Consider the following 24,195-nt stretch of genomic DNA (forward strand, 5'->3'; position numbering starts at 1 on the left):
CGCCGGCAGGCCCTCGGCAGCACCGTTCATCCGATCCACTCCGTGCAAAGGACTTCCATATGGCCATCAATCTGAAAAAGGGGCAGGGAATCAACCTGACCAAAGCGGCGCCCAAGCTGCGCATCGTCCGCGTCGGCATCGGCTGGGACATCACCCGGGTTCTCGGGCAGTGCGACCTCGATGTCTGCGCCTTCGTCCTGAAGACCGTCGGCGAGGTCCCGGTCTGCCTGTCCGATGGCCATTTCGTCTTCTTCAACAACCTGCAGAGTCCCGAAGGCTTCCTCACGCATACCGGCGACAACCGGACCGGCGTCGGCGAAGGCGACGACGAAACGCTGAAGGTCGATCTCGCCGCCGCGCCGGCCGATGCGGCCGAGGTTTCGTTCATTGTCACCATGCACGAAGCGCTGGCTCGCCGGCAGCATTTCGGGATGGTCCAGAACGCCTATCTGAAGGTCTACAACGACGAGACCGGCGAGGTGCTCGCGGAGTACGATCTCGACGAGGAGTTCGCCGGGCAGACGGCCGTGCAGATCGGATCGCTCTTCCGCACTGGAAACGAATGGCAGTTCCAGGCCGTCGGCGCCGGCTATCAGCGCGAGTTGCTGGATTTCGTGCGGGGTTATGGCCTCGAAGCCTGAGCCCCGGCCGCGGCCTTTGTTCCAGGATGCCGGGGCGGCCGCCGCCAAGCCCCTGCGTCCACCGCCTCAGGCAACGGCGACACCGGCCTCGCCGCCGGCCGAAACGCCCGCGCCGCCGCGCCGCGTGCGGCCGCTCGACCTGCCGCCGCCGTCCCCCCCGGCGGCGCTTCGTGTCACTCCACTGACGCTTCCCGAGCGGGCCGCCTCGGTCGCGCCGCCTTCGCCGGTGAAAGCGGTGGTGCTGCCGGATCCGGCGCCGCCCGTGGCGGCGACGGCAAGATATGCGCCGGCCTCGCTGCTCTTCGACGAAGGCAAGGGCTCCGACCTCGAACGGTTGAAGCGCAAGGCGATCGAGTCGTTCCCGGCGATCTCGGCCCGTCAGCTCGAAGCGCTCGACGAAGTGATGCGCGACCTGCTGCCGGTCGAGGTTTCGAATCTCGCCGCCTGGGGGAATGCGGTGTTGCGCCGCATCGAAGCGATGAGCGCCGAACTGCAGGCGCATGGCGCCACCGTGGCGAGCTGGAACGTCGGCGAGCTGATTGAAAAGTGCCACCAGGTGATGGGTGCCAGCGGGCTATGGAAGATCATCCGGCGGAGTTCGCCGGGTTCACTGAAGCCGGCGCTCGAACTGATTCTCGCCCAGGTGCCACCGATGCTGGCCGCCCTCGACGACCTCGCACAGCGCTTCGCGCCCTGCCGCGATGTTCTGGCCGCCTCGCTCCTGCTGCTCAAGGTCGCGCCACAAGTCCTCGCGCTGCGCGACATCGAAGCGGAAGCGCTGGCGCGTCGCGGCCATCTGCTGACGGTTTCGGCGCAGCACTTCGATCTCCTCGAACCGCAGCTCGAGCAGCTCAGGCGCCAAGTGATCGCCTGGCAGAGCGAGGTCGAGCAGCTCGTCCGGGTGACTATCCCGGTCTGGGAACTGGCCAACGGCCGGCCGGGCGGACGGCCTTGAGCGACCGGCCGCCGGCGTGAGGCACCCGGTCCGCCGCCGGAGAACACGATGAGATCTGTTTCGTCGGCGGCTCGTGTCGCCAATTATTGGGCTGTCCAGGATGTCTAGCGCCAAGGGCTGGCGCCAGGCGCTCGTGCTGCTGCTGGGCGGCGGCCTGCTGTCCGTCGTCGCCGGCGCCCTGTGGTGGGTGCTGCGCCCGCCGCCGCCGGCGGTCCTGGCGCCACTCGCGCTGCCGTCCGAACGACAGCGCGAGATCGATTGCGCCGCTATCGGCCAGCGCAAGGTGCTGGTCATCCTGCTGCTCGGCCAGTCCAACGCCGGCAACCACGGCCAGACGCGCGCCGAGCCGGTAGCCGACGTGTTCAGCTTTTACGACGGGCGCTGCCATGTCGCGGCCGACCCGCTGCCGGGCGCCAGCGGTGACGGCGGCAGCGTCTGGATGCGCCTGGCGCCGCGCTTGCTCCGACCGGGCCAGATCGACGCCGTTCTGTTGGCGCCCCTGGCGGTGAATAGCACGTCGATCGAACAGTGGAACCGGCATCCGCTGTTGCTCGACGGGCTGCAGCGTCTGGTCGGACAGTTGCGGCAGCGTGGCTTCCAGGTCGCGCAGGTGCTCTGGCAGCAGGGTGAGGCCGAGTCGTTCAAAGGCACGTCGGCCGACGCCTATCGCCAAGGCTTCGCGGAGATGCTGCGTCGATTGCGCGGGCTGGGGGTCGACGCGCCGGTCTGGGTGGCGCAGGCGACGCGCTGCCAAAAGCGGAGCAACGCCGCCGTCCATGCCGCGCAGGGCGAGTTGCCGGGTCTGTTGGCCGGCGTCCGCGCGGGACCGGATCTGGACCGCCTGTTCGATCCCGTATATCGGCACGACGGTTGCCATTTTTCGGCCAGCGGACTCGAAGCCGCCGCGCAGGCCTGGGCGACGGCGATCGCGGGGCCGGCGGCGGGAGCGACTCGATAGCCGCGCCGAGCAGGCGCCGGCGCAGCGCTGGCGGAGTCGCCTCTGCCGTCGGGCCCACACCCGGAGCCGTTTCAGGCGCTGCGCAGGTGCAGGCGTCGCGTCAGCCAGATCGCCGCGAAGGGCAGGAGCAGACCGAGTGCGATCGAAACGGCGAACAGCGCGCCGAGCTCGCTGTAATCGGCCGCGCTCTGGAGAACGCCGCTCACCGGGTCGCGTAGCTCGCGTTTGACTTCGAACACCTGGTTCAGGTGGCGGGTCGCCAGTTGTGAGGCCGACAAGGCCAGGTTGGTGAAGGACGCCATGACCGCGAAGTAGGTCGCTTTGAGTCTGGCCGGCGCCGAATTGGCGATCCAGGCCAGCATCGGTACCATCGCGATCTGCCCGAGCGGCGACTCGAGCGCCGTGTCGACCAGCGCGATGAAGCGCGCATCGACGATGCCGCCGCTGTGCGCCGCCGTCCATTCATGCAGACCGTAGTACATGCCGAGAGTCGGCAGGCTGAGCAGCGTGCCGGCGAGGGTCAGGAAACCGACGATGTAGGCGATCGAACGTTCGCCCATGAAGCGCCGAAAAGCGAACAGACCGAACAGCGTCAGCACGCTGGCGATCAGCGAGAGCTTGGCGAGGAAGGATTGATCGAAGCCGAGCGTGTCGATCATCCACCAGGTTGCGCCGGCGCCTGGACCGGGAACGGCGCGAAAGACAAAAATCACGATCGCGGTGCCGAGCAGAGTGCGGCGGGAGTCTTCGTCCAGCTCGCGCAACAGCCGGTTCATCAGAAAGGCGATCACCGCGCTGGAAGCGAGAAAAACCAACTCCTCGCCGAACGCCGCTTGCGACAGCCCGACGGTGAGGCTGATGGCGACGAACAGCAGGCTGCCGCCGAGGATCCACCAGTTCGGCGCCACGGGTTCGAGCGGCGCCTCGAGCAGTTCGCGCAGCTTCGCTTCGGCGAAGCCGCGGGCTCGCAGTCGCTGCCGCTGTCGTCGCTCGATGACTGCGGCGAGCACGACGCCGGCCACCGAGAGCGCCGGGACGATCAGCGCAAGGGCATAGACTTGAACGTAAATCGCCGCCTTGGCGGCCGGCGGCAAGCTTTCGGCGCCCTCGAACAGAAGAACGTTGGCCACCGAGACGAGGACGCCGCCACCGACGATGGCGACCCGGCCGAGAGTCTGCAAGGTGGTGTTCATTCGCCGCCGCAGTTCCGGCGCCAGCGGCTTGCCGCGCTCGTCGACGCGGGGTACGGCTTCGACGGTCATGGCGTCGGCGACCACGTCCTGCAGCACGTAGCCCACCGGCGAGAGCAGGGCGGACAGAACGAACCAGGCCTCGAGTGACATGACGGCACGCATGCGCTGCGGCTCGGCGACCAGACCGAGCATGATCAGCAGGCTGAGCGCGATCAGCGCGGCGCCGAGCCACACCAGTTTGGCTTTGTGCCGCCACATCAGGTCCACCAGATGACCGAGCGGCATTTTCAGCGCCCAGGGAATTCCGGCCCAGAAACCCAGCGCCGCTAGGAAGGCGGCCGACAGGCCGAGGTACTCCTTGACGAAGAAGGTGGCGACGATACCGGTCAGGCCGGAGACCCCGGCGGCGAGATAGACCATCAACGGCGGCAGATAGGAAAGCCGCATTTCGCGGCCCAGTCCGACGAGGTTTTCGGTGACCCGGCGGCCAAGGGTGGCGGGCAAGGTGTGCCACCGTTCCTGGAGCGACGCGGGCTCCCGGTCGCCGTGCCCGGGTAGATCGTTTCTCACAACCAGTTCCCCATCAACACGTAAGGTGCCCAGAAGTGGGGGTGACGAAAATCCGATTCCCCATCCTGGCTCTTCAGGTGGCCCCTGAGCATCGCCAACTGCGCTTCGCGTAAGGCTTCCGCCTTGCTCATCAGCCGCTGCTCGCCACGCTGGCGGTAGAACTCGATCATCAGCGGGGCGGCGCCAACGTCCTTGACCGACCAGAGCGTTGCCAGTACGGCCTTGGCGCCGCTGGCGCGAAATGCCGCGCCGAGCGATTCCATCCCCGCCACGGTGGTTCCGGAGTCGCAGGCAGACAGCGCGATCAGGTCGTACTGTCCAAGCCGCGGGGTCGGGTCGAAGATCTCGGAAGTGCTCAGCTTGTTGCCGTCGCCGAAAAGAAGGACTGACTTGTCTTTGTTCCCCGGCCTGAAATGAGTGGCAATGTGCAGGAAGTTGGGGCCGCCCGGCCCCCTGGGGCTCATCAGGTGGCGCAGGGTTTCCGGCGTGAAACGCGTATCCAGATAGCGTCGTCCCGCGACGACGCCTTCCCCAGGCTGACAGCCGGCGCTCTGCGCGTCGCGAATGATGCCGCATACCTCGCGGTAGGCTCCGGGCAGGGGGACGTAGTCGAACGCCGCGTCGGCCAGCCCGGTGCCCAGTGCGGCACCTTGCCAGCGGCTCCGGGGAGCCGTTTCCAGTCCGTCGAACTTGCCACCGCCATCGGCGGTGAGCGTCACCAGCGCGTAACGTTCGATCAGATGCTGACCGCTCTGCGGGTCGATCAGCGCGGCAAAGGGCAGGTCGCGCAGACTGCCGTAGGGGACAATCGCCCACTGTTGAATGGCGGCCTGCTCGCCCACTTGCTCCTCGGCCGGCGCTATCAGGTGGCGGTAGAGCGCTTTCGCGGGCTCACGGTAGTCGTTCTTTCCCTGCTGGACGGCTTCGCGCAGGGATTCGACGAGCAGATCCAGTTCGCCTTCCGTCACCGCTCGCGTGAGCGGCACAGCGTTCTGCCCGGTGGTGACGATCAACATCAGCCCACGCGGGTCGGGCAACATGACCAGCCCGGCGGTGCGCAGCCCTCCGCTCTCCCGCTGCTGCATTTCGTCGAGCTTTTGCGACAGGCCCGTGCGCGCCATGTCGAACGATGCGAGCCGTTTCTCGTAAGCCTGGCGGCTCGCAGCCGCGAAACGTGCCGCGGCATCGGCGAGGACGTTGGCCGTGACCTGTTCCAGTTGGTTTCGCTGTGCGTCGAGGTCGGTGACTTGCGGATCGTCGGCGCTGATCCGCTCGCCCTTGACCCGGGCTTCGGCATTGCGGCGTTCGCGGACGTAGGCACGCCATCGACTGGCAAGCTGGTCGAGTTCCTCCCGGTAGGCTTGCTCTTCCGACGTCCAGGCCAGATCGTCCCGGCTGCCTCGGGTACCCGTACCATGGCGGCGCAGGAAGTCGGTCAGTTCGGCCTCCTTGAGCATCAGCAACACCCGTTCCGCCTCGGCAATTCGTCCTCGCTTGACCAGCAGGCGCGCGAGGTCGCTATAGACATCCTCCACCTTGCGCGTGAACGAGTCGCGCATCGCCTGCTCAAGACCACGCGTGCCGGTCCGAAGCCGCTGGAGGGTGTTGACCGCGAGCTTGAGGAAGAAGATGGCCTCGTCAAGGGCCGCCTCGCCGCCCCGTCGCTCGAGCCAATAGCCCAGCAGAACCGCGAATACGGCGCGTGTCTCGATGGCATTCTCGGCCTGGGCCGGGTTCCCGACGCTGGCCAGCGAAACGAGACGAAATCCGCGCCTGAGCAAAGGCAGCACCTCGTCGTGCCGACCGAGGTGGAAGTAGGCATTGGCCAGAGGAATCAAACTTCGGGCGGTCGCCGCGTGATCCGGCCCAAAGGCATTTTGGTTGATCGCGAGCGCTCGGAGAAACAGGCGCAGGTTCTCGTCGTCCCGCCCGGCCCCTCGGTGAAGAAGCGCCACGAGCGTCAGGCTGCGGGCCGTGTTCGGATGGGCTGGCCCGAGAGTCTTCTCGTGTATCGCCAGCGCAAGCGCGGCCTGCTTACGCGCCTCCAGGTCATGATCCTTCGATCGAAGGGCCACATTCAACAGGGCATCGGCGGTGTTGGGGTGTTGCGGGCCGAGGGCCTGTTGAATAATCGCGAGCGCCCGGGCGGATAAGCGCCGTGCCTCGTCGTACTGGCCGATCGAATCATGGAATAGCGCGAGGTTGCTCAGACTTGCCGCGGTATTCGGGTCATTGGGGCCGAGTGCTTTCTCCCTGACAGCGAGCGCCCGGCGAAACAAGGGCAGCGCCTCCGCATACCGCCCCATCGACAAGTAAGCCACCGCCAGGTTGGTCAATGGCATGGCGTTGTCCGGGTGATCGGGACCGAGCGCTTTCTCGGTGATCGCCAACGCCCGGGCCGAGAATTCGTGCGCCATGTCGTCCTGACCCAGCGCGAGGTGCAGATTCGCGAGGTTGTTCGAGCTGAGAGCGGTATCCGGGTGGTCGGGTCCGACGGCCTTTTGTCGGATCGCGAGCGCCCGGCCGTAGAAAACCAGAGCCTCCTCGTACTGGCCCATCTGATGGTAGACCGTCGCCAGGTTGTGTAGCGTGCCGGCGGTATCCTCGTCCTCGAACAACTGGGCCTTTTCCCTGATCGCGAGCGCTCTGAGGATTTGGGCCAACGCTTCATCGTAGCGGCCCATTGCGGCGTACAGTCTGCCCAGGCTGTCCAAACGGTCGGCGGTGTCTGCGTGCTCGGGGCCCAGGACGGCTTCCGTAATCGTCAACGCCCGGCGAAACAAAGGCAGTGCCTCTTGGTAGCGGCCCATCGATTCATACAGACCGGCGAGGTTGGCCAGGCTATCGGCGGTGTCCTGATGATCAGGGCCCAGCACTCTTTCCCTGACCGCCAACACCCGGCTGTAGAGGACGAGCGACTCGTCGTAGCGTCTCATCGATTCCAGGACATCGGCCAGGTCGTTCAGGCTCTCGACGGTGTCCTCATGGTCGGGGCCGACTGCTTTTTCACGGATTGCCAAGGCCCGGCGGTACAGAGGCAGGGCTTCTTGGTAGCGCCGCATCGATTCCAGAATGTCGGCCAGCCTGGTGAGGCTGCTTGCCGTGTCGGGGTGCCGTCGACCCCGAAGTGCCTCGTTCAGCTTAAGCGAGCGGGTTGCCACTGCAACGGCTTCACTGTGGCGACCCTGTCGGAGCAATTCGTCGGCCCGACTATCCAAGTACTCTCCAACGGCGTGGCTTTGCTGCGGCCAGACGACGTGGACGATAGCTAGCAGAATGAAACAGGCGGCATGGTGGTGAGCCTTCATTGCCTGAACTCCCAATAGGTGCCCTTGGCACCGCCATCGACTCGCTTTAGCCGCGGGCGTCTGTCGGGGGGCAGGCCGTGGTGGATGAGCACGAAAAGGTCGCTCATCACGCTGGCGTTGTCGCCGAAATAGCTGTGACTGAGGCCGAACCACTCGCGAGTGATGGCGCTCGCGTCGATCGAATCGAGCTTGTTGAAAACAGCGATGTCGGCCCCCCCGGAACCCAGCCGCGGCTCGCCATGCAGCCAGGCTGAAAGGCTCACCGGGAGGTCCTGGTCCGAGGCGTAGAGCGTGAAGCGCGGCGTGTTGCTGGCGGCCAGTTCGAACACCCAGCGCTGGCGGAACTCTTCGCGGCCAATGTCGGGCGAGGCGAGCACCACCTGGCGGAAAGCGTCTCGGGCACTGGGACGACGACGCAGCAGCTCCGCCAGGCCCTGCGTGAGGATGCGGTTGCCCATGCTGTGCGCGACCACATAGACCGGCACGCCCCGACCAAGGCGGCTGAGCTGGTCGAGTACGTCGGCAATCTGCCGCCAGGCGTTGCGGGCGTCTTCCTCGTCTTTCACGTAAGCCAACAGTTGACCGTCCGAGGGCCAACTGTAGAGCACCGTTGGGCCGGTGAAAGCCAGGTCGTAGGCGAACTGCGCGGCGCGCTGCGCGGCTTCCGCGAAAGAGTTGTTGAAGCCGTGCACGAAGAGCAGGACGCCCGGCTTTCCGAACGCGCCGGCGCGGCGCGCCAATTCAGCCTGCCACTCGGAGGGCGTCAAGGCCGTCAAGCCTGGCGCCAGGACGACGTGCCGGTCGGCATCGGCGTCCCACTCGAGGCGCAGTAACGACGGGCTTTCGAGCCTGGCCCAGCGGTGGTCGGCGGGAATGGAGACCTCGACACTACCGAAGTGCAGGCCCTTGCTGAGCTCCTTGCCGAAGGCCTTGGCCGCGTTGGCGGCACCCGTAGTCTGGCGGCTGGTGGCGAAATAGAGTCGTAGCCAGTCGTGACGCCTGGCTGTGTCGAGCGTCCCCGGAGGAGCGGCTCTGGGTGGCGCGGGACTGGCCGCCGCTTGCCTGGCCACAGCGCGCAGGCGCGTTTGCTCGGCGGGACCGCGAGTGGCTTCCCGAGCGATGGCGGCGAGATCGTCGGCACGGTAGTGGACCGTCAGTTCGGCGGTAGGCTCGTGGCCGCATAGCGCGGCGTCGAAAGGTATGACTCGGACTTCGCCCTCGGTCAGATCGGGCCACAGCTTTTCCCGCATGCTTCGACTGGCGACCAGAGGGACAAGATCGCCCAGCGGCGGACCGTCCGTTGTAAAGCGCATCTGGCGCGTCTGGACGAACTCACGTCCGGGAACGAAGGATTTTCCCTGTACGCAGAGCCGTATTTCGTCGCACCGAGCGGGTACCGGGGCGAGAAGGAGCAGAGCGACGGAAACCACTGACAGAAAGCGCATTTCTCCTCCCTCGGAATCATGTGTGCTCGGCAGTCCTGCGCCGAGCCCGCTGGCCCGTGGGGCAGGATGGTAGGCAGTATATTGGGCCCACGCCTATTGTGCGCGATGTGCTTCTCGCCGGCCCGACTCGGCGTCTTGTCGGGCGACAGAGCAAGCCGGGTTTCACGCCCGGCAAGGATGGGAGGTGGTCTGCAGTGGTCCACCCGGCCGGGTGGCGCGGCGTAGCGACGCTCCGGCGCGGCAACGGCAACTGCCGGCTGTTCTCACTTACGCCACCGCTTCCGGTCTCCGACGAAGGCGTCTGGTGGCCGGGAGAACACCCGGAAAGCGGCTTCGACACCATCAAGCCTGGGGCGGGCTGGGCGGTTTCGAGTTGCCTTCGAAACCGGTCACGGCGACACGCGGGGGACTGCCTTGGCTCGTCGCGTCCTGGCCGAAAGCTAAAGGCGCTCGCCCGGTTCGCGACGCCGGGGCCGCGCCAGATCGTCGCGCTCGCCGGCGGCGCGCTTGAGCGCGTCCTTGGCCGCTTGCGGCATCATGAAATAGGTCATCAGGCTGGAGCACATGCAGATTAGCCAGAAGAGCAGGAAACCCGTCGAATAGGTCGCCGTCGGCGACCATTCGACGAGTTCGCCGAAGAGGTACAACTGGCGCGGATCGATCATCGTGAAGAACAGCGTTTCGGCGATTCCGGCAGCGATGAAGGCCGGCCACATGACCCAGATGACGTGCTTCATGCCTGGAAAAGCCACGCGGCTTCGGCCCGGCGACGCTCCTCATAGGCTTTGATCCGGTCGGTGTGCAACAGGGTCAGACCGATGTCGTCGAGGCCATTGAACAGGCGGTGCTTGCTCTCGCCATCGACGGCGAAGCGAATCACCTCGCCGGCCGGAGTGGTCACGGTTTGTGCGGCAAGATCGATGGTCAGCCGATAGCCTTCCTGCGCTTCGGTTTCGCGGAACAGGCGATCGACCACGTCGGCCGCCAGCACGATCGGCAGGATACCGTTCTTGAAGCAGTTGTTGAAGAAGATGTCGGCAAAGCTCGGGGCGATGATGGCCCGGAAGCCGAAGTCCTCGAGCGCCCACGGCGCATGCTCGCGGCTCGAGCCACAGCCGAAGTTCTCGCGCGCGAGCAGGATCGAGGCGCCCCGGTAGCGCGCTTGATTGAGGACGAAATCCGGATTCAGCGGACGCGCCGAGCAATCACGGTCCGGTTCGCCGCGATCGAGATAGCGCCATTCGTCGAAAGCGTTGGGACCGAAGCCGGAGCGCTTGATCGATTTGAGAAACTGCTTGGGGATGATGGCGTCGGTATCGACGTTGGCGCGGTCGAGCGGGGCGACCAGGCCCTGCAAGGTGGTGAATGGTTTCATTGGTCGTCCTTCCGGCTGGTCACGCCAGCCCACTGAAATTCCTCGGCGCCGGCTAGGGCAGGGCGGTCAGCGACGGCGGCCGTGCGGCTGCCCGCTCGCCGGCTCATCGCTGCGCCGCGCCGTGCAGGCCGCGGATGTCCACGAAATGGCCGAAGACTGCCGCTGCTGCGGCCATCGCCGGTGACACCAGGTGCGTGCGGCCGCCCTGTCCCTGGCGCCCTTCGAAGTTGCGATTCGACGTCGAAGCGCAACGCTCGCCGGGTTCCAGCCGGTCGGCGTTCATCGCCAGACACATCGAGCAGCCCGGCTCGCGCCATTCGAAACCGGCGGCGCGGAAGTCCTGGTCTAGGCCTTCCGCTTCGGCTTGCGCCTTGACCAGGCCGGAGCCGGGAACGACGATCGCCAGCCTGACCGTGTCGGCGACGCGGCGTCCCTGGGAGACCGCCCAGCGTGCGACGGCGGCCGCTTCGCGCAGGTCTTCGATGCGCGAATTGGTGCATGATCCGATGAAAGCCTTGTCGATCGAAATCTCACCTATCGGCGTGCCGGCGGCCAAGCCCATGTAGGCCAGCGCCCGTTCCCAGTCGGCCTTCTTCACCGCGCTCGGCGCGTCGGCCGGGTTTGGCACGCGGTCTTCGACCGACAGAACCATTTCGGGTGAGGTCCCCCAGGTCACTTGCGGCTTGATCGCCGCGCCGTCGAATTCGAGAACCGCATCGAAAGGAGCGCCGTCGTCCGAGTGCAGGCTGCGCCAGTAGGCCACCGCCTGCTGCCAGTGGACACCCTTCGGCGCCTGCGGTCGGCCTTCGACGTAGGCGATGGTCTTCTCGTCGGCGGCTACCATGCCGGCTCGCGCGCCGGCCTCGATCGCCATGTTGCACAGCGTCATGCGGCCTTCCATCGACAGCGCGCGTATCGTGCTGCCGCCGAACTCGATGGCGTAACCGTTGCCGCCGGCGGTGCCGATGCGGCCGATGATCGCCAGGGCAAGATCCTTGGCGGTGACGCCGAGCGGCAGGTCGCCGTTCACGTTGACCAGCATCGACTTCGATTTCTTTTGCCACAGACATTGCGTCGCCAGCACCTGCTCGACTTCCGAAGTGCCGATACCGAAGGCCAGCGCGGCGAAAGCGCCGTGCGTGCTGGTGTGCGAATCGCCACAGACGAGCGTCGCTCCGGGCAGCGTGAAGCCCTGCTCGGGGCCGATGACGTGGACGATTCCCTGGCGACTGTCGTCCATGCGGAACTCGTTGAGCCCGAACTCGGCGCAATTGGCGTCGAGCGTTTCCACCTGAGTGCGCGAAACCGGATCGACGATGCCGGCCGCACGATCGGTGGTCGGCACGTTGTGGTCCGGTGTGGCGAGCACCGTCTTCGCCTGCCACAACCGGCGGCCTGCCAGCTTGAGTCCTTCGAAAGCCTGCGGGCTGGTGACTTCGTGTACCAGGTGGCGGTCGATATAGATCAGCGCCGTGCCATTTTCTTCCTGGTGGACGACGTGCGCGTCCCAGAGTTTGTCGTAGAGCGTGCGTGCCATGATTGTTCTGCCAGCGCCAAAAAAAAACGTAGATTATCGTATTTCGCCGACCTTGGTCGCCCGAATTCCGCCTTTCTCAGCCTACTCTTGCCAGGCGGATCAGCGCGTACTCCATGCTGTCGGAGAGCGCGCGCCAGCTGGCGTCGATGATGTTGGCGTTGGCGCCGACCGTCGTCCAGGCTTCCGTTCCGCTCTGGAAGTCGATCAGCACACGGGTGTTGGCGGCCGTTCCGGCGGCACCGCCGAGGATGCGCACCTTGTAGTCGGCGAGGCGGACCGTGCGTAGAACCGGATAGTCGTCGACCAGAGCTTCCTGTAGTGCGGTGGCGAGCGCGTTGACCGGACCGTTGCCTTCGGCGGCGGTGAATTTCACCGTCTGGCCGACCTTGACCTTGACCGTCGCCTCGGCGACCAGTCCGCGGCCATGCCGCCGTTCGGTGATGGCGAAGTAATCGAGCAGTTCGAAGGGCCGGCGGTAGGTCGGGCTCAGGCGGTGGAACATCAGTTCGACACTCGCTTCGGCGGCCTCGAAAGTGAAGCCCTCGTGCTCCAGGTGCTTGATCTGGCCGAGCACGTGCTGCGCCGCCTCGTTGTCGAGGTCCAGCCCCATGCGGCGCGCTTGCAGGACGATGTTGCCGCGGCCGGACAGCTCCGAGGTCACCGAGCGCATCACATTGCCCACCCGCTCAGGGTCGATGTGCTGGTAAGTGTCGGGGGATTTCAGAATCGCCGCGACATGGATGCCACCCTTGTGCGCGAAGGCGGAATGACCCGTATAAGGCTGGTGATCGTTGTGCTTGAGGTTCGCCACTTCGGCGACGTAGCGCGACAGCGTGGTCAGGTCGCGCAGGCGATCGTCCGGCAGCACCGGGTAGCCCATCTTCAGTTGCAGATTGGGCAGGATGGTCACCAAATCGGCGTTGCCGACGCGTTCCCCATAGCCGTTGATCGTCCCCTGTACCATGGTCGCCCCGGAGCGCACCGCCGCCAGCGAGTTGGCGACGCCGCAGCCGGTGTCGTTGTGGCAATGCACGCCGATCCGCGAGTCGGACAGCCGTTCGGCGACGGCGCGCGTGATCGACTCCATTTCCCAGGGCAGTTTGCCGCCGTTGGTTTCGCAGAGCACCAGCCAATCGGCGCCGCCGTCGGCCGCCGCGCGCAGCGTCGCCAAGGCGTAGTCCGGGTTGGCCAGAAACCCGTCGTAGAAATGCTCGGCGTCGAAAACCACTTCCTTGCCCCGCGCTTTCATCCAGGCGACGCTGTCGCGAATCATCGCCAGGTTTTCCTCGAGCGTCGTCGACAGCACCTGCGTGACGTGGTAGTCCCAGGCCTTGCCGACCAGAGTGACTACCGGCGTACCGGCGACGACCAGGGCGTGCAGGTTGCTGTCCTCGTCACACGATCCGTTGGCGTTGCGCGTGCGGCCGAAGGCCGCAAGCCGCGCCGGCAGATCGAGGCGGATGGCGCGGGCAAAGAAGTCGGCGTCCTTGGGGTTGGAACCCGGCCAGCCGCATTCGATGTAGTGCATGCCGAAGCTCGCCAGGCGCTGCGCGATGGCCAGTTTGTCTTCGACGGACAGCGAGATGTCCTCGCGCTGCGAACCGTCACGCAGGGTGGTGTCGTAAAGAAAGATCGGAGTCATGGGCAAGGAGGAAAATCACCAATAATGAGCGCCCGGCATCTTCCCGGACAAGGTAGCGCACGCGCCGGAAGCCGCAGGCTGCCGGCTGGCGAGCGGACGGCCGGATCCGGCGACGACAGGGGAGGAGGGCGAGGCAGACGGTAGGGCGCGCGGAAGTCACGGCGCCGACCGGGCCGGAGTATCTCCGGCCCGGTCGGCGCTGTCAAGCGCCACCAGCGACTGGTCGGCGATCGGCCTTCGGGCAAGGGCGATCCGGTGACGGCTCGCCGCTTAGCTAGCCGCGCGGGCAGCGATGGTCAGGAGGAGGGCTGGCAGAAGCGGGGCTTCACGGACCATTGCCGCAAGCTGCTGGTCAAGGCCGCCTGGTAGGCTGCGATGGCGATCAACTGAGCGTTGTCGTACCTGGCGATGACGCGCACCATGTCCGGATGGCTGTTGCGGCGCGTTCCGTCACGTATCTGGCGCATCTGACGCAGCAGGTAGGCGTAGTGCTGGCCGGCGATCAGCGGGTAGAGTCTTTCTTTGGCGCCGTCGCCGTTGGCACGGTGGCACTGGACGCAATCCTTGTCGTAGAGCATTTTGCCGTAAGCCACCAGACTGGCCGCTTCCGGACCTTCGTAGCGTCCGGTGTCGCGCGGCACACAGAGCGTTTCGATATAGGCGGCGACGTCGGCCAGTGCCTGCGCGCTGGCCAATCGTTTGGCGTACGGATACATGGTCGGGTTGTCACGCAAACCGGAACGAATGTCGGCCAGCTGCTTGACGAGGACGGTCGAATGCTGGCCGGCGAGGCGCGGAACGCTGCCGTCGGGGAGGCCGGCGCCGCTCGCCAGGTGGCAGGTTGCGCACAAGGCTTCGTAATCGGCCTGACCCGCCTTGGCATTGCCCGGCAGTTTAAGTGCCTGGAACCTCTCGGTGTCCGGCGCATACCATTGGTAGCTCCTGCTTTCGATGCCCATCGGCTCCCCGATGACCGTACCGGCGGCGGCCAGCGACAGGACGAGGGCGATGCGCGGTGCCTGATACATGCCTGTTTCCTTTTACTTGTGTGGCGGAGACGCGGTATCTTCCGGTCGGCGGGCGTTCAATCCTCGCCGTCCCAGTAAGCGACGCTGTCGGCCAGACGGCCGATGTGCGAGAAGCTTCGCTGGTCCTTGTCGCCGCCGGGAGGCGACCCGGCGAGGACGAAGAACTTGTCGGAATCCGGGTAGAGGCCGATGTCCGGCGCTTCCATGGTCGACACGCACAGGTAGCGCAGCGCCTCGGACGAGGAGGAGTTGACGACTTGGTGCGCGGTTTCGACGCCGCCCGGCGGCAGCGCCACGACATCGCCGACGCGCAGCGGCAGTTCGCGTTCGCCAAGACGCAGCCTGCCCTGGCCGGCAAGGACGAAGATCATCTCCTCGTTGACCACATGCGCGTGGTAGGGCCATGCCGCCTTGCCGGGCGGCACGACACACAGGCGGGCGCCCAGTTTGCGCGCTCCGATGCGCGGACCGATCTGCGCCATCGCGGCTTCGAAGCGCTCGCCGTGCTTCTGGACCACCCATTCGAGCGCGTCCAGGTTGGCGATCGGCATTCCATTTTCGCTCATTCCGATTTTCCTTCCGAACGCGGCTGCCGAAACTGCGCCAGCCGCCTGCCCACCTCCGTGAAGTCGCCGATGCAGGAGTAGGCATTGATCGCTTCCAGGCGCAGAGCGTCGTCGAGCGGCCGACCGATCAGATCGAGCACCGTTTCCTTGGCCGAGCGCACTGCCCGCTGGCCGTTGCTGCGTATCCGCTGCGCCCAGTCCAGCGCGGTGGCGGCGAGTTCCTGGGGGGCGACGACGGCGCTCACCAGGCGCAAGCGATGCGCTTCGGCGGCGTCGATCTCACGCCCGGTCAGGGTCAGGTCGAGCGCGACGCCGATGCCGGCGATGGCGACCAGTCGTGCCAGCCCGCCGTCGCCTTGATGGATTCCCTGCCTGACCTCGAACACACCGAAGCGCGCGGTGTCCGACGCGAGACGGATGTCGCAAGCGAGCGCCAGTTCGAAACCGCCACCGTAGGCGCCACCGCCGATCGCCGCGATGACCGGCTTGGCCAGCCGGTGTTGGCCGCGCGTGATGCCGCCGGCGATGCCGAATGCCGCATTGCGCCGCAGATCCCACAGGTTGGCGTGTTCCCATTTCGGAATCCAGGTCTTCAGGTCGGCGCCAGCACAGAACGCGCGTCCGGCGCCGCTCAGGATGGCGACATCGAGGCTCGCATCGGCGGCAAAGTCCTGCCAGATGCCGTCGAGCGCCGCATTCAGCGAATCGTCGAGGGCATTCATCGCCTGCGGGCGATTGAGCGTGATGCGCGCGATGCCGTCCGATTTTTCATAGATCACGTCTTCCGCCATGTTTCCACTCGGGCCTGATTACGATAGGCCATTCGAGCACGCGGCGGGTTGTCGTTCAAACGCAATTTGCGCTCGATACGCATTCTTATGGATCATGTCAATTAAGGACTTGTCGTCGTCGGAATTCTTTTTTTTGATCTGTATATCGTTGTCTCGCAGTTGAAATTGCATTCTCAAAGCGCACTTCCGAAGGCGCGCCAGACGTCTGCCGGAGGCCGCCGGCCGGGGTCGAATGCAGGCACCACTCGGCGCGTCGCCGCCGCTGTTCCCGCCGGTCGCGCCATGGCGCTCCGCTGTTCGTGATGACCGATACCCGGGTCCGTGCATTGCTGCGCCAACCGCCTGGCTGAGAAGGCTGTGCGACAGGCCAGCGTCGACCTGCCGATGGCCGGGAGACCTTGCTCACTGCGCCGAGGTCGGCAACAATAGTCCGCACGCTCGTCCAGCGACGAAAATGGCCGATCGGACGATGTCCGGGCGGCGGTGGAGTGCCGCTTCCTGACCGCGATAGCGACGCCGGCCAGACCGAAGAGCTTGCGGTTGCGTCAGGCGCTGCCCGCAGGCGCCGACGGACCGAGCTGTTCAACACTCACCGGGCCAAACCAAGCCAAGGAAAACGCTCCATGTCTGAACTGTTCTCGCCCTTCCAGTTGAAATCCGTCACTCTGCGCAACCGCATCGCCGTCCCGCCGATGTGCCAGTATTCCGCCGTCGATGGCGTATTGAACGACTGGCATCTGGCGCATTACAGCGGGCTGGCTCGTGGCGGCGCCGGCCTGGTCATCGTCGAAGCGACGGCCGTTTCTCCGGAGGGCCGTATTACTCCCGGCTGCTCCGGGCTCTGGAACGACGCTCAGGCCCAAGCGCTGGCACCGATCGCCGCCGCCATCCGGGCCGCCGGGGCCGTGCCCGGCATCCAGATCGGGCACGCCGGCCGCAAGGCCAGCGCCAACCGTCCGTGGGAAGGCGACGACCATATCCCGGACGGCGACGCACGCGGCTGGCCGACGCTCTCGCCGTCGGCCATCGCCTTCGGTGCTCACCTTCCCAAAGTGCCGCAGGCGATGCGCGAGGAGGACATTGCGCGGGTGCGCGGCGATTTTCGCACCGCCGCCCGACGCGCCCGCGAGGCCGGGTTCGCATGGCTGGAACTTCACTTCGCGCACGGCTACCTCGGCCAGAGTTTCTTTTCGGTACACGCCAACCGGCGCCAAGACCGGTATGGCGGGAGCGCCGAGAATCGCAGTCGTTTCCTGCTCGAAACTTTGGCCGCGGTACGCGAGGAGTGGCCCGAACACTTGCCGCTGACCGCTCGTTTCGGCGTCATCGAGTACGACGGTCGCGACGCGGAAACACTCGCCGAGTCGATCGCGCTGGCAAAAGCCTTCAAAAGCGGCGGGCTGGATCTGCTCAGCGTCAGCGTCGGCTTCTCGACACTGCAGGCGAACATCCCCTGGGCCCCGGCCTTCCTCGCCCCGATTGCCGGCCAGGTCCGTCGTCAGGCCGGCATTCCGGTCGCTGCGGCCTGGAGCATCGATGCTCCGGAAACTGCCGAGAGTACGGTCGCTACAGGACAACTGGATCTGGTGATGGTCGGTCGGGCTCACCTGGCGAATCCGCACTGGCCGTACCATGCCGCGCTCAAACTCAAGGTGGACCGCGCCGCCTGGGTTCTGCCCGCACCATATGCTCATTGGCTGGCGCGCTACCGGCCCGTGAGCTGAGTCACCGCCTACCCGTCGTACGGCGCCCGGCCGCGCAGCCTCCGGTCCGAGCGGCGGCCGGGGCGAATCGGGCTCGCCGAGCGTGCGGCGTGCGCAGAGCAAACGCGCCGCGCGGCTGAACATTTCCGCGCCCGCGGTCTAACGACGCCTGCCAGGTCTATCCGCGCAACTGCGCAAAGGCGTAGAGCCTCTGAACGGTCCTTGCGATGCGGTGGTGGTCCGGTCTGTCCAAGGTGTCGCTGTACGCGTGACAGTTCTTGTTCCGCATGAAGGGTGCGTCGGTGACCATGATCGCCGGCATGCCCTCGTTCCAGCAGCTTGGGTGATCCGGAAGATCCACACCTCGCAGGAGGTGGCACGTTGATGGAGTAGACGGGAAGCGATATCGCGTCCGTCATGGCGGAGGTTGTGCAACCCTTTGTAAGAGTTCGCAGGCGATTCCCTTGGGATGTCGAGTTCGGTGTTTCAAATGGAGATAGACCTTGCCGGTCATCCATTCCTCGCCGTCTTTCGCGCAAGGCGGAAATAAGGCGCAGACAGGATGCGGTATTCGGGAAGATCGAAGCGACGCGGGTGCGGCGCTTGATCTCACGATAGATCTGATCCCCTGCCGCATGGGAAAAGGTCAGCAGCAGGGCGGGATTGGGCGGCGTGCTGAGTCAGGCGGGCGACACCGGCGAGCAGCAGGGGACGGCTGGTGATCGCCTCCAGGCGGGCCTTTGCATGCGCTAGGCACCTTGCATCGCACCCGGCGAGGACTCCCGGTTGACGATGAGTTGTGGGAGCGACGATACTTACTCGATCGGGAGTGGATTTCCTATCCTTCGTCAGCCCGTCGGGAGCACGTTCGGTTGCTCTCGTCGGGCGCAGGGTGCTGTCAGACCAGGATGATCCGAGCGTGTCAGCGTTGGTCGGAGCGTCGTGGCCGGCGACAGCGAGTGTTCACGGTCTGGTCGTCTAGTTGAAGGGAATCGCATGGTCAAGCACAGGCAAACCGCTATCGCCGCGACGTTCGCAGCCATCTGGGGAGTGGCCGCTGCCACTGCCTTCGCGCAGCAGGTCACGGGCACGCCCGGCGCGCCGAGCGCCACGACGACGATTCCGAATACGCAGCTGCCGCCGCCCGACCCGAAGTTTGGCGGCGTGATCCACGAGAGCGCGCTGCAATCGAAGGCTTGGTGGCCGCCGCGCGTCGTGCCGCCCCAGGGTGCGCCCAACGTGCTGCTCATCATCACCGACGACGCGGGCTTTGGGGTGCCAAGCACCTTCGGCGGCGTCATCCCGACGCCGACCATGGACAGTCTGGCGGCCGAAGGCCTACGCTACAACCGCGTGTTCTCCACGGCGCTCTCGTCGCCGACGCGGGCCGCCCTGATCACGGGACGCAACCACCACTCGGCGGGCTTCGGCGTGATCTCCGAGCAGTCCACCGGCTTCCCCGGCTACAACAGCATCATCGGCCGCGACAAGGCCACGATCGGACGTATCCTGAAGGACAATGGCTACGCGACCTCTTGGTTCGGCAAGAACCACAACACGCCAGCCTTCGCGGCGAGCCAGGCCGGACCGTTCGACCAGTGGCCGACGGGCATGGGCTTCGAGTACTTCTACGGCTTCGTCGGCGGTGACGCCAACCAGTGGCAGCCCAACCTGTTCCGCAATACGACGCAGATCTTTCCGTTTGAGGGCAAGGCGCCGGGCACTTGGAACCTGGTCACGGCCATGGCCGACGACGCCATCGACTACATGACGCGGATGCGCCAGATCGATCCGTCGAAGCCGATCTTCATCAAGTATGCGCCGGGTGCCACGCATGCGCCGCATCACCCGACAAAGGAATGGGTGGACAGGATTCGCGCCCTGAAGCTCTTCGACGACGGCTACGAGAAGCTGCGTGAGCGCATCTTCGAGAACCAGAAACGGTTGGGCGTCATCCCCAAGGACACCGCGCTTGCGCCGTGGCCGAAGGACATTCTCAAGCCCTGGGGCGAGCTCACCGCCGACGAGAAGAAGCTATTCATTCGCCAGGTCGAGATTTTCGCGGCCTATGTCGCCTACAACGACCATGAGATCGGGCGCGTCGTCGACCAGTTCAGGAAGCTCGCCGGGGACGACGCCCTGATCATCTACATCAATGGCGACAACGGCACGTCCGCCGAGGGCGGGCCGCTCGGCACGCCCAACGAGGTCGCGTTCTTCAACGGCTTGAACCAGCTGCCGCCCGAAGTGCAACTCAAGTTCTACGACGCGTGGGGAACAGAAGCCACTTACAATCACATGTCGGCTGGCTGGTCATGGGCGTTTGACACTCCGTTCTCCTGGTTCAAGCAGAACGCCTCGGCGCTGGGCGGCATCAACCAGAACATGGTGGTTTCGTGGCCAGCACGAATCAAGGACAAGGGCGGGCTACGCGAACAGTTCGTGCACGTGATCGACGTGGTGCCCACAATCCTCGAGGCGAGCGGCATCAAGGCGCCGCAGATCGTGGACGGCATCAAGCAGGCGCCCATCGAGGGCACGAGTTTCGTTTACACCTTCGACGCGAAGAACGCCAGCGCGCTGTCGCAGCACAAGACCCAATACTTCGAGATGATGGGGCAGTGGGCGCTCTTCGACGACGGCTGGTTCCTCAGCACCAAGGTCAACCGCGCCCCGTGGCAGGCCTTCGGACCGGCGAACCCGGACCCGCTGAACAAACAGGTGCTTGAGCTCTACAACCTGAACAAGGACTTCAGCCAGACCGAGGACCTCGCGAAGAAGCACCCCGAGAAAGTACGCGAGCTCAAGCAGAAGTTCGTCGCGGAGGCGAAGAAGTATGGGGTGTTTCCGATGGACGCGTCGGTCGCCGGGCGCATCGTCGCTCCACGTCCGAACATCACCGCGGGGCGTACCGAGTTCGTCTACACCCGGCCAATGGTCGGGCTGCCGCAGGGTGACTCGCCGAACATCCTCAACGCCTCGTATGTCTTCACGGCCGACATCGAGGTGCCGCCGGGCGGGGCTGAAGGAATGATTGTGACCTCAGGCGGGCGCTTCGCTGGCTACGGCTTCTACCTGCTCAAGGGCAAGCCCGTATTCCTGTGGAACCTGGTGGACCTCGAGCGCCTGAAGTGGGAGGCATCCGACGCGTTGCCGCCCGGACGCCACACGGTCGAGTTCGAGTTCAAGTACCAGGGTCTCGGCGCTGCCACGCTGGCGTTCAACGATTTCAGCGGGCTCGGCCAGCCCGGCGTCGGGACCCTGAAGGTCAATGGCAAGGCGGTAGACAGCAAGCCGATGAAACGCACCCTGCCGATGATTCTGCAGTGGGACGAGAGCTTCGACGTCGGCTCCGACACTCTCACCGGCGTGAACGACGACGACTACCGGCCGCCCTTCGCCTTGAACGCGAAGCTAAACAAGCTGACCATCAAGGTCGATCGGCCGCAGCTCTCGCCGGCTGACGTGAAGAGGCTCGAGGCCGCGATGAAGGAGATGGCCCAGCGTGAGTAGCACGGGCCGAAACGTGCGGTGGCCGGCGTGCTATTCCTGCCGGTTCCGCCTTGTTCGAGCAGGGGTCAGACATCAGGGAGATCACAGTGAAAGAACTCTCCCCTCAAGCAACAGATGGCTATCGTAGACCAGCCGGGGCCGGGCGTGCTGGTGACCCGTAATATGAACTCGGGCGCGGTCGGCGCAGCCCAGACCTGGGCGAGCGGGTACATGAACGCCTTCCAGCAGTGGTCGTACGCGAGGAACGCGTTCGACAGGTGGGCCGTACAGCTCGCGCAGCGTCTCGCGGCGGTCAGGGGGTTTGCGCCGAAGGCGATGCCATAGTCTGTCCCCGCCGCTGCCCATCACTATCCGCCGACTGCCGTGACCACACCCGACGACCCGTCTCCCGCCGACAAGTACCACGTTCCGCAGTGGCTCGGCGATCGGGCCACGCGGCGCTTCCACGTCATGGCCAAGCCGGCCGGCTCTGCCTGCAACCTCGACTGCCGGTACTGCTTCTACCTCAGCAAGGAGAAGCTCAAGGGCGGCCCCGGGCCAGGGCACATGCGGGACGACGTGCTTGAGACCTTCGTCCGCGACTATGTCGCGAGCGTGACCGGCGACGAGGTCGTGTTCTCGTGGCAGGGCGGTGAGCCGACACTGATGGGCGTCGAGTTCTTCGAGAAAGTCGTCGCGTTCGAGAAGAGGTACGCCAAGCCCGGTCAGAGGATCTCCAACGACCTGCAGACCAACGGTACGCTGCTCGACGACGACTGGGGGCGCTTCCTCAAGCGGCACAACTTCCTCGTAGGCCTGTCGGTCGACGGCCCGAAGGACGTGCACGATGCGATGCGCCCAACCAAGCGCGACCAGCCGTCGTTCGACGACGTGATGCGCGGGTGGGAGGTTCTGAAACGACACGGCGTGCCAATCAATACCCTCACCTGCGTGCACCGCTTCAACGCCTCGCGGCCGCTCGACGTCTATCGCTTTCTGCGGCGGGAACTTGGATCGACCTACCTCCAGTTCATCCCGATCGTCGAACCCCGCGACTTCGAATCCGCAGCGCCGCAGGCGAGGGATCTTTCACTCCTGCCGATCGTGGGTACTCCCGAGGCAAAGCCGAGCCATCCGGATTCGGTCGTCACCCCGTGGTCTGTGGACCCTGAGGAGTACGGCTACTTCCTCTCCAAGATCTGGGACGAGTGGCTCTCCCGCGACCTCGGCAAGGCGTACGTCACACATTGCGAGACGCTGGTGGTGCAGCGCATGGGAATGCCGGCCCAGACCTGCGTGCACGCCGAGACGTGCGGCAAGGGGGTGGCGATCGAGCACGACGGCGGCGTCTACTCCTGCGACCATTACGTTTACCCCGAGTACCGCCTCGGCAGCATCCGCGAGCGGTCGCTGGGTGACATGGTGTTCTCGCCGGAGCAAGTGAAGTTCGGCTACGCCAAATCGGAGACGCTGCCGAAGTTCTGCCGGGAGTGCACCTACCTCACGGACTGCAGGGGTGAGTGCCCGAAGAACCGGCTGCTGCGCACACCCGATGGAGAGCCGGGCCTCAACTACCTCTGCCGGGGCTTCAAGCGTTTCTTCGCACACGCGCGGCGCGATGCGGACCGCATGGCGAGCGAGCTGCTCGCCTCCGGAGTGGTCGGCAAGCCGCGGATGTAGCGGACAGTTTTCGTCGGCTGCCATATTGGGCGTATGCACCCAGCTGCTGATAATATTCGTGAGGCCGTCCGCGCACAGGTGCTACGGGTTCTCACTTCGCCGGCTACTGTGTCGACTTCTTGTACGACCGGATCGTATTTGCGGAGATGCGGCTGTCGCTGGAGCCGGGGCTCCACCTGCTCCGTTTCTGGGGCGGCGAGCCACACGCGATCGCTGAGCCCGGATATTTCATCCTGGAAACCGCAGTTGGAGGTGCCCGTTGGTGCGGTTGGGCGGATTGCGGGCGCGAAGCGACGACGCGGCAGGCTCGTGCCTATATGGATAACCGACAAAGTCGACGGCCCGGCCGGGGCCGCGCCAACGAGGACGTAGCGGACTCTCCCTGGTGATGACCTGTGGTCAGGACAATACAGCGTGGATTCATGAGGCTTCAAGGCAATGGCAAGCGGCCAACTGCGGATTCGAGGTTCAACCACCGGGCGCCCAGGACGTCCGAAGCTAAAATCTGGCATCGGCGGAACCCCTCCAAATCCGTCCAGGCACCTGTAATTGGCGCGCCTTGCAGCCGTTCCGACGATCCCTCCTCGTGAAATGTTCGGGCCAAGTCCTACTTCCAGCCGGCGAAGCCACCCGTAGATTGATTGCGTTCGCAATGACCATGGAGGAAACGACGCGATGAAACGTATGGCCAGGACTTTGCTGAAACGGCTAACGTGCTGCCTACTTCTGTCGCTGTCCTCTTATTGGCCTGACAAGCGCAGCAGACAGTGCCGTCAACCGCAAGCTTGAGGCACTGAGATCACTCAAGGGAGAGGTAGCCAATCGCTCGGCCACACTGAGTAGCGAAAACAAGCTCGACCCGGCAACCGGTGATGCCGCTTTGGAACGCCTCAAACAGGCGCAACAGCTGCTGGACATCGCCATCGCCGACCGGGTCGCGGTGCAGCGTCGCGCCGAGGAGCGGCTTGCTGCGCCCCGTCTGTTGGCCGAGATGGAAGCCGTTACGAACGGACCCATGCCTTTGACAGGCAACGAGCACTGGAGTGGGATACCGATCGTCCAGCTCGAGATCACCGGCTCGGAGATCGAAGGTCTCTCTCGGGACGCACAACAGCGCGTGGCCGAAGCGCGTTAGCAGCTGGCCGAAACGCGCAGCAGCCGCGCACAGCTTGGTGCCGACCTCGCCGCGATCCGTGACAGCCTGAGTGAGGCGCGGAAGGATGCGGAACAAGTCGCCGCGACGACGCAGGGCGTTGCCAGTATGCAGAGCTCCGGTGATCCGAAAAATCCACGCCCTGCAGGACAGGTGGC

At 65.5% G+C, this 24,195-nt stretch carries 17 protein-coding genes and 1 pseudogene; 7 read left to right on the forward strand and 11 right to left on the reverse strand.

Translation table 11 applies throughout. The features are described from left to right. Positions 1 to 59 precede the first annotated feature (59 nt). The 3 genes from Q1M07_RS13490 (at position 60) to Q1M07_RS13500 (ending at position 2,554) form a co-directional block, all read left to right on the forward strand. Positions 60 to 641: a TerD family protein gene (locus Q1M07_RS13490; protein WP_300454431.1), complete on the forward strand. Its 582-nt coding sequence runs from the start codon at positions 60 to 62 to the stop codon at positions 639 to 641. A 16-nt stretch (positions 642 to 657) separates the two neighbouring features. Further along, a complete protein-coding gene (locus Q1M07_RS13495) occupies positions 658 to 1,596 on the forward strand; it encodes a hypothetical protein (RefSeq protein WP_300454432.1) in 939 nt (312 codons plus the stop codon). A gap of 100 nt (positions 1,597 to 1,696) precedes the next feature. Next, positions 1,697 to 2,554, forward strand: coding sequence for a sialate O-acetylesterase (locus Q1M07_RS13500; RefSeq protein WP_300454433.1), 858 nt, complete (start codon positions 1,697 to 1,699; stop codon positions 2,552 to 2,554). Between the two features lie 71 nt (positions 2,555 to 2,625). Here the strand turns inward: Q1M07_RS13500 and Q1M07_RS13505 are convergent, their stop codons facing one another. The 10 genes from Q1M07_RS13505 to Q1M07_RS13550 all read right to left on the reverse strand — a co-directional run bounded on the left by Q1M07_RS13505 (position 2,626) and on the right by Q1M07_RS13550 (position 16,009). Next, positions 2,626 to 4,194 (reverse strand): hypothetical protein, encoded by a 1,569-nt coding sequence (locus tag Q1M07_RS13505; protein WP_300454485.1) that lies wholly within the window; start codon positions 4,192 to 4,194, stop codon positions 2,626 to 2,628. A 119-nt stretch (positions 4,195 to 4,313) separates the two neighbouring features. Then, a complete protein-coding gene (locus Q1M07_RS13510; RefSeq protein WP_300454434.1) occupies positions 4,314 to 7,625 on the reverse strand; it encodes a tetratricopeptide repeat protein in 3,312 nt (1,103 codons plus the stop codon). Beyond that, positions 7,622 to 9,070, reverse strand: a complete 1,449-nt coding sequence (locus tag Q1M07_RS13515; protein ID WP_300454435.1) for an alpha/beta hydrolase — start codon at positions 9,068 to 9,070, stop codon at positions 7,622 to 7,624. The genes Q1M07_RS13510 and Q1M07_RS13515 overlap by 4 nt, the downstream gene beginning before the upstream one ends. A 440-nt stretch (positions 9,071 to 9,510) precedes the next feature. Then, a complete protein-coding gene (locus tag Q1M07_RS13520) occupies positions 9,511 to 9,807 on the reverse strand; it encodes a hypothetical protein (RefSeq protein ID WP_300454436.1) in 297 nt (98 codons plus the stop codon). Continuing rightward, a complete protein-coding gene (gene leuD, locus Q1M07_RS13525; RefSeq protein WP_300454437.1) occupies positions 9,804 to 10,445 on the reverse strand; it encodes a 3-isopropylmalate dehydratase small subunit in 642 nt (213 codons plus the stop codon). The genes Q1M07_RS13520 and leuD overlap by 4 nt, the downstream gene beginning before the upstream one ends. Before the next feature lie 103 nt (positions 10,446 to 10,548). After that, entirely contained in the window at positions 10,549 to 11,982 is a 1,434-nt protein-coding gene (leuC, locus tag Q1M07_RS13530; protein WP_300454438.1) for a 3-isopropylmalate dehydratase large subunit, read from the reverse strand. Positions 11,983 to 12,058: 76 nt separating this feature from the next. After that, complete coding sequence (gene cimA, locus Q1M07_RS13535; RefSeq protein ID WP_300454439.1) at positions 12,059 to 13,624, reverse strand: citramalate synthase; 1,566 nt, start codon at positions 13,622 to 13,624, stop codon at positions 12,059 to 12,061. 296 nt (positions 13,625 to 13,920) lie between these two features. Continuing rightward, positions 13,921 to 14,652: a c-type cytochrome gene (locus tag Q1M07_RS13540; protein ID WP_300454440.1), complete on the reverse strand. Its 732-nt coding sequence runs from the start codon at positions 14,650 to 14,652 to the stop codon at positions 13,921 to 13,923. A gap of 56 nt (positions 14,653 to 14,708) precedes the next feature. Continuing rightward, positions 14,709 to 15,218: a cupin domain-containing protein gene (locus Q1M07_RS13545; protein ID WP_300454441.1), complete on the reverse strand. Its 510-nt coding sequence runs from the start codon at positions 15,216 to 15,218 to the stop codon at positions 14,709 to 14,711. After that, positions 15,215 to 16,009: an enoyl-CoA hydratase-related protein gene (locus tag Q1M07_RS13550; protein WP_300454442.1), complete on the reverse strand. Its 795-nt coding sequence runs from the start codon at positions 16,007 to 16,009 to the stop codon at positions 15,215 to 15,217. Before Q1M07_RS13550 ends, Q1M07_RS13545 begins: the two co-directional genes overlap by 4 nt. A gap of 623 nt (positions 16,010 to 16,632) precedes the next feature. On the opposite strand from Q1M07_RS13550, the gene Q1M07_RS13555 reads away from it, so the two are divergent. Next, positions 16,633 to 17,733 carry an NADH:flavin oxidoreductase/NADH oxidase gene (locus Q1M07_RS13555; protein WP_300454443.1) on the forward strand — a complete coding sequence of 367 codons (1,101 nt, stop codon included), beginning with the start codon at positions 16,633 to 16,635 and terminating at the stop codon, positions 17,731 to 17,733. A gap of 469 nt (positions 17,734 to 18,202) precedes the next feature. Here the strand turns inward: Q1M07_RS13555 and Q1M07_RS13560 are convergent. Next, positions 18,203 to 18,338: pseudogene (locus tag Q1M07_RS13560) on the reverse strand (transposase); the annotation flags it as partial. 370 nt (positions 18,339 to 18,708) lie between these two features. Here Q1M07_RS13560 and Q1M07_RS13565 point away from each other — a divergent pair. The 3 genes from Q1M07_RS13565 (at position 18,709) to Q1M07_RS13575 (ending at position 24,019) form a co-directional block, all read left to right on the forward strand. After that, the gene (locus tag Q1M07_RS13565) at positions 18,709 to 21,225 is read left to right on the forward strand and encodes an arylsulfatase (protein ID WP_300454444.1); all 2,517 of its coding nucleotides are present in this window, start codon (positions 18,709 to 18,711) and stop codon (positions 21,223 to 21,225) included. 363 nt (positions 21,226 to 21,588) lie between these two features. Beyond that, positions 21,589 to 22,884 (forward strand): anaerobic sulfatase maturase, encoded by a 1,296-nt coding sequence (locus Q1M07_RS13570; RefSeq protein WP_300454445.1) that lies wholly within the window; start codon positions 21,589 to 21,591, stop codon positions 22,882 to 22,884. Positions 22,885 to 23,764: 880 nt separating this feature from the next. Further along, positions 23,765 to 24,019, forward strand: a complete 255-nt coding sequence (locus Q1M07_RS13575; RefSeq protein WP_300454446.1) for a hypothetical protein — start codon at positions 23,765 to 23,767, stop codon at positions 24,017 to 24,019. Positions 24,020 to 24,195: the final 176 nt, after the last annotated feature.

It is taken from the genome of Accumulibacter sp. (genome assembly GCF_029255285.1).
Taxonomy (GTDB): domain Bacteria; phylum Pseudomonadota; class Gammaproteobacteria; order Burkholderiales; family Rhodocyclaceae; genus Accumulibacter.

What these genes read in the sequence shown, in the direction of transcription:
- Q1M07_RS13490 (WP_300454431.1), top strand. Translation starts at nt 60, where the DNA reads ATGGCCATCAATCTGAAAAAGGGGCAGGGAATCAACCTGACCAAAGCG.
- Q1M07_RS13500 (WP_300454433.1), top strand. Translation starts at nt 1,697, where the DNA reads ATGTCTAGCGCCAAGGGCTGGCGCCAGGCGCTCGTGCTGCTGCTGGGC.
- Q1M07_RS13505 (WP_300454485.1), bottom strand. Translation starts at nt 4,194, where the DNA reads ATGCGGCTTTCCTATCTGCCGCCGTTGATGGTCTATCTCGCCGCCGGG.
- Q1M07_RS13510 (WP_300454434.1), bottom strand. Translation starts at nt 7,625, where the DNA reads ATGAAGGCTCACCACCATGCCGCCTGTTTCATTCTGCTAGCTATCGTC.
- Q1M07_RS13515 (WP_300454435.1), bottom strand. Translation starts at nt 9,070, where the DNA reads ATGCGCTTTCTGTCAGTGGTTTCCGTCGCTCTGCTCCTTCTCGCCCCG.
- Q1M07_RS13520 (WP_300454436.1), bottom strand. Translation starts at nt 9,807, where the DNA reads ATGAAGCACGTCATCTGGGTCATGTGGCCGGCCTTCATCGCTGCCGGA.
- leuD (WP_300454437.1), bottom strand. Translation starts at nt 10,445, where the DNA reads ATGAAACCATTCACCACCTTGCAGGGCCTGGTCGCCCCGCTCGACCGC.
- leuC (WP_300454438.1), bottom strand. Translation starts at nt 11,982, where the DNA reads ATGGCACGCACGCTCTACGACAAACTCTGGGACGCGCACGTCGTCCAC.
- cimA (WP_300454439.1), bottom strand. Translation starts at nt 13,624, where the DNA reads ATGACTCCGATCTTTCTTTACGACACCACCCTGCGTGACGGTTCGCAG.
- Q1M07_RS13540 (WP_300454440.1), bottom strand. Translation starts at nt 14,652, where the DNA reads ATGTATCAGGCACCGCGCATCGCCCTCGTCCTGTCGCTGGCCGCCGCC.
- Q1M07_RS13545 (WP_300454441.1), bottom strand. Translation starts at nt 15,218, where the DNA reads ATGAGCGAAAATGGAATGCCGATCGCCAACCTGGACGCGCTCGAATGG.
- Q1M07_RS13550 (WP_300454442.1), bottom strand. Translation starts at nt 16,009, where the DNA reads ATGGCGGAAGACGTGATCTATGAAAAATCGGACGGCATCGCGCGCATC.
- Q1M07_RS13555 (WP_300454443.1), top strand. Translation starts at nt 16,633, where the DNA reads ATGTCTGAACTGTTCTCGCCCTTCCAGTTGAAATCCGTCACTCTGCGC.
- Q1M07_RS13565 (WP_300454444.1), top strand. Translation starts at nt 18,709, where the DNA reads ATGGTCAAGCACAGGCAAACCGCTATCGCCGCGACGTTCGCAGCCATC.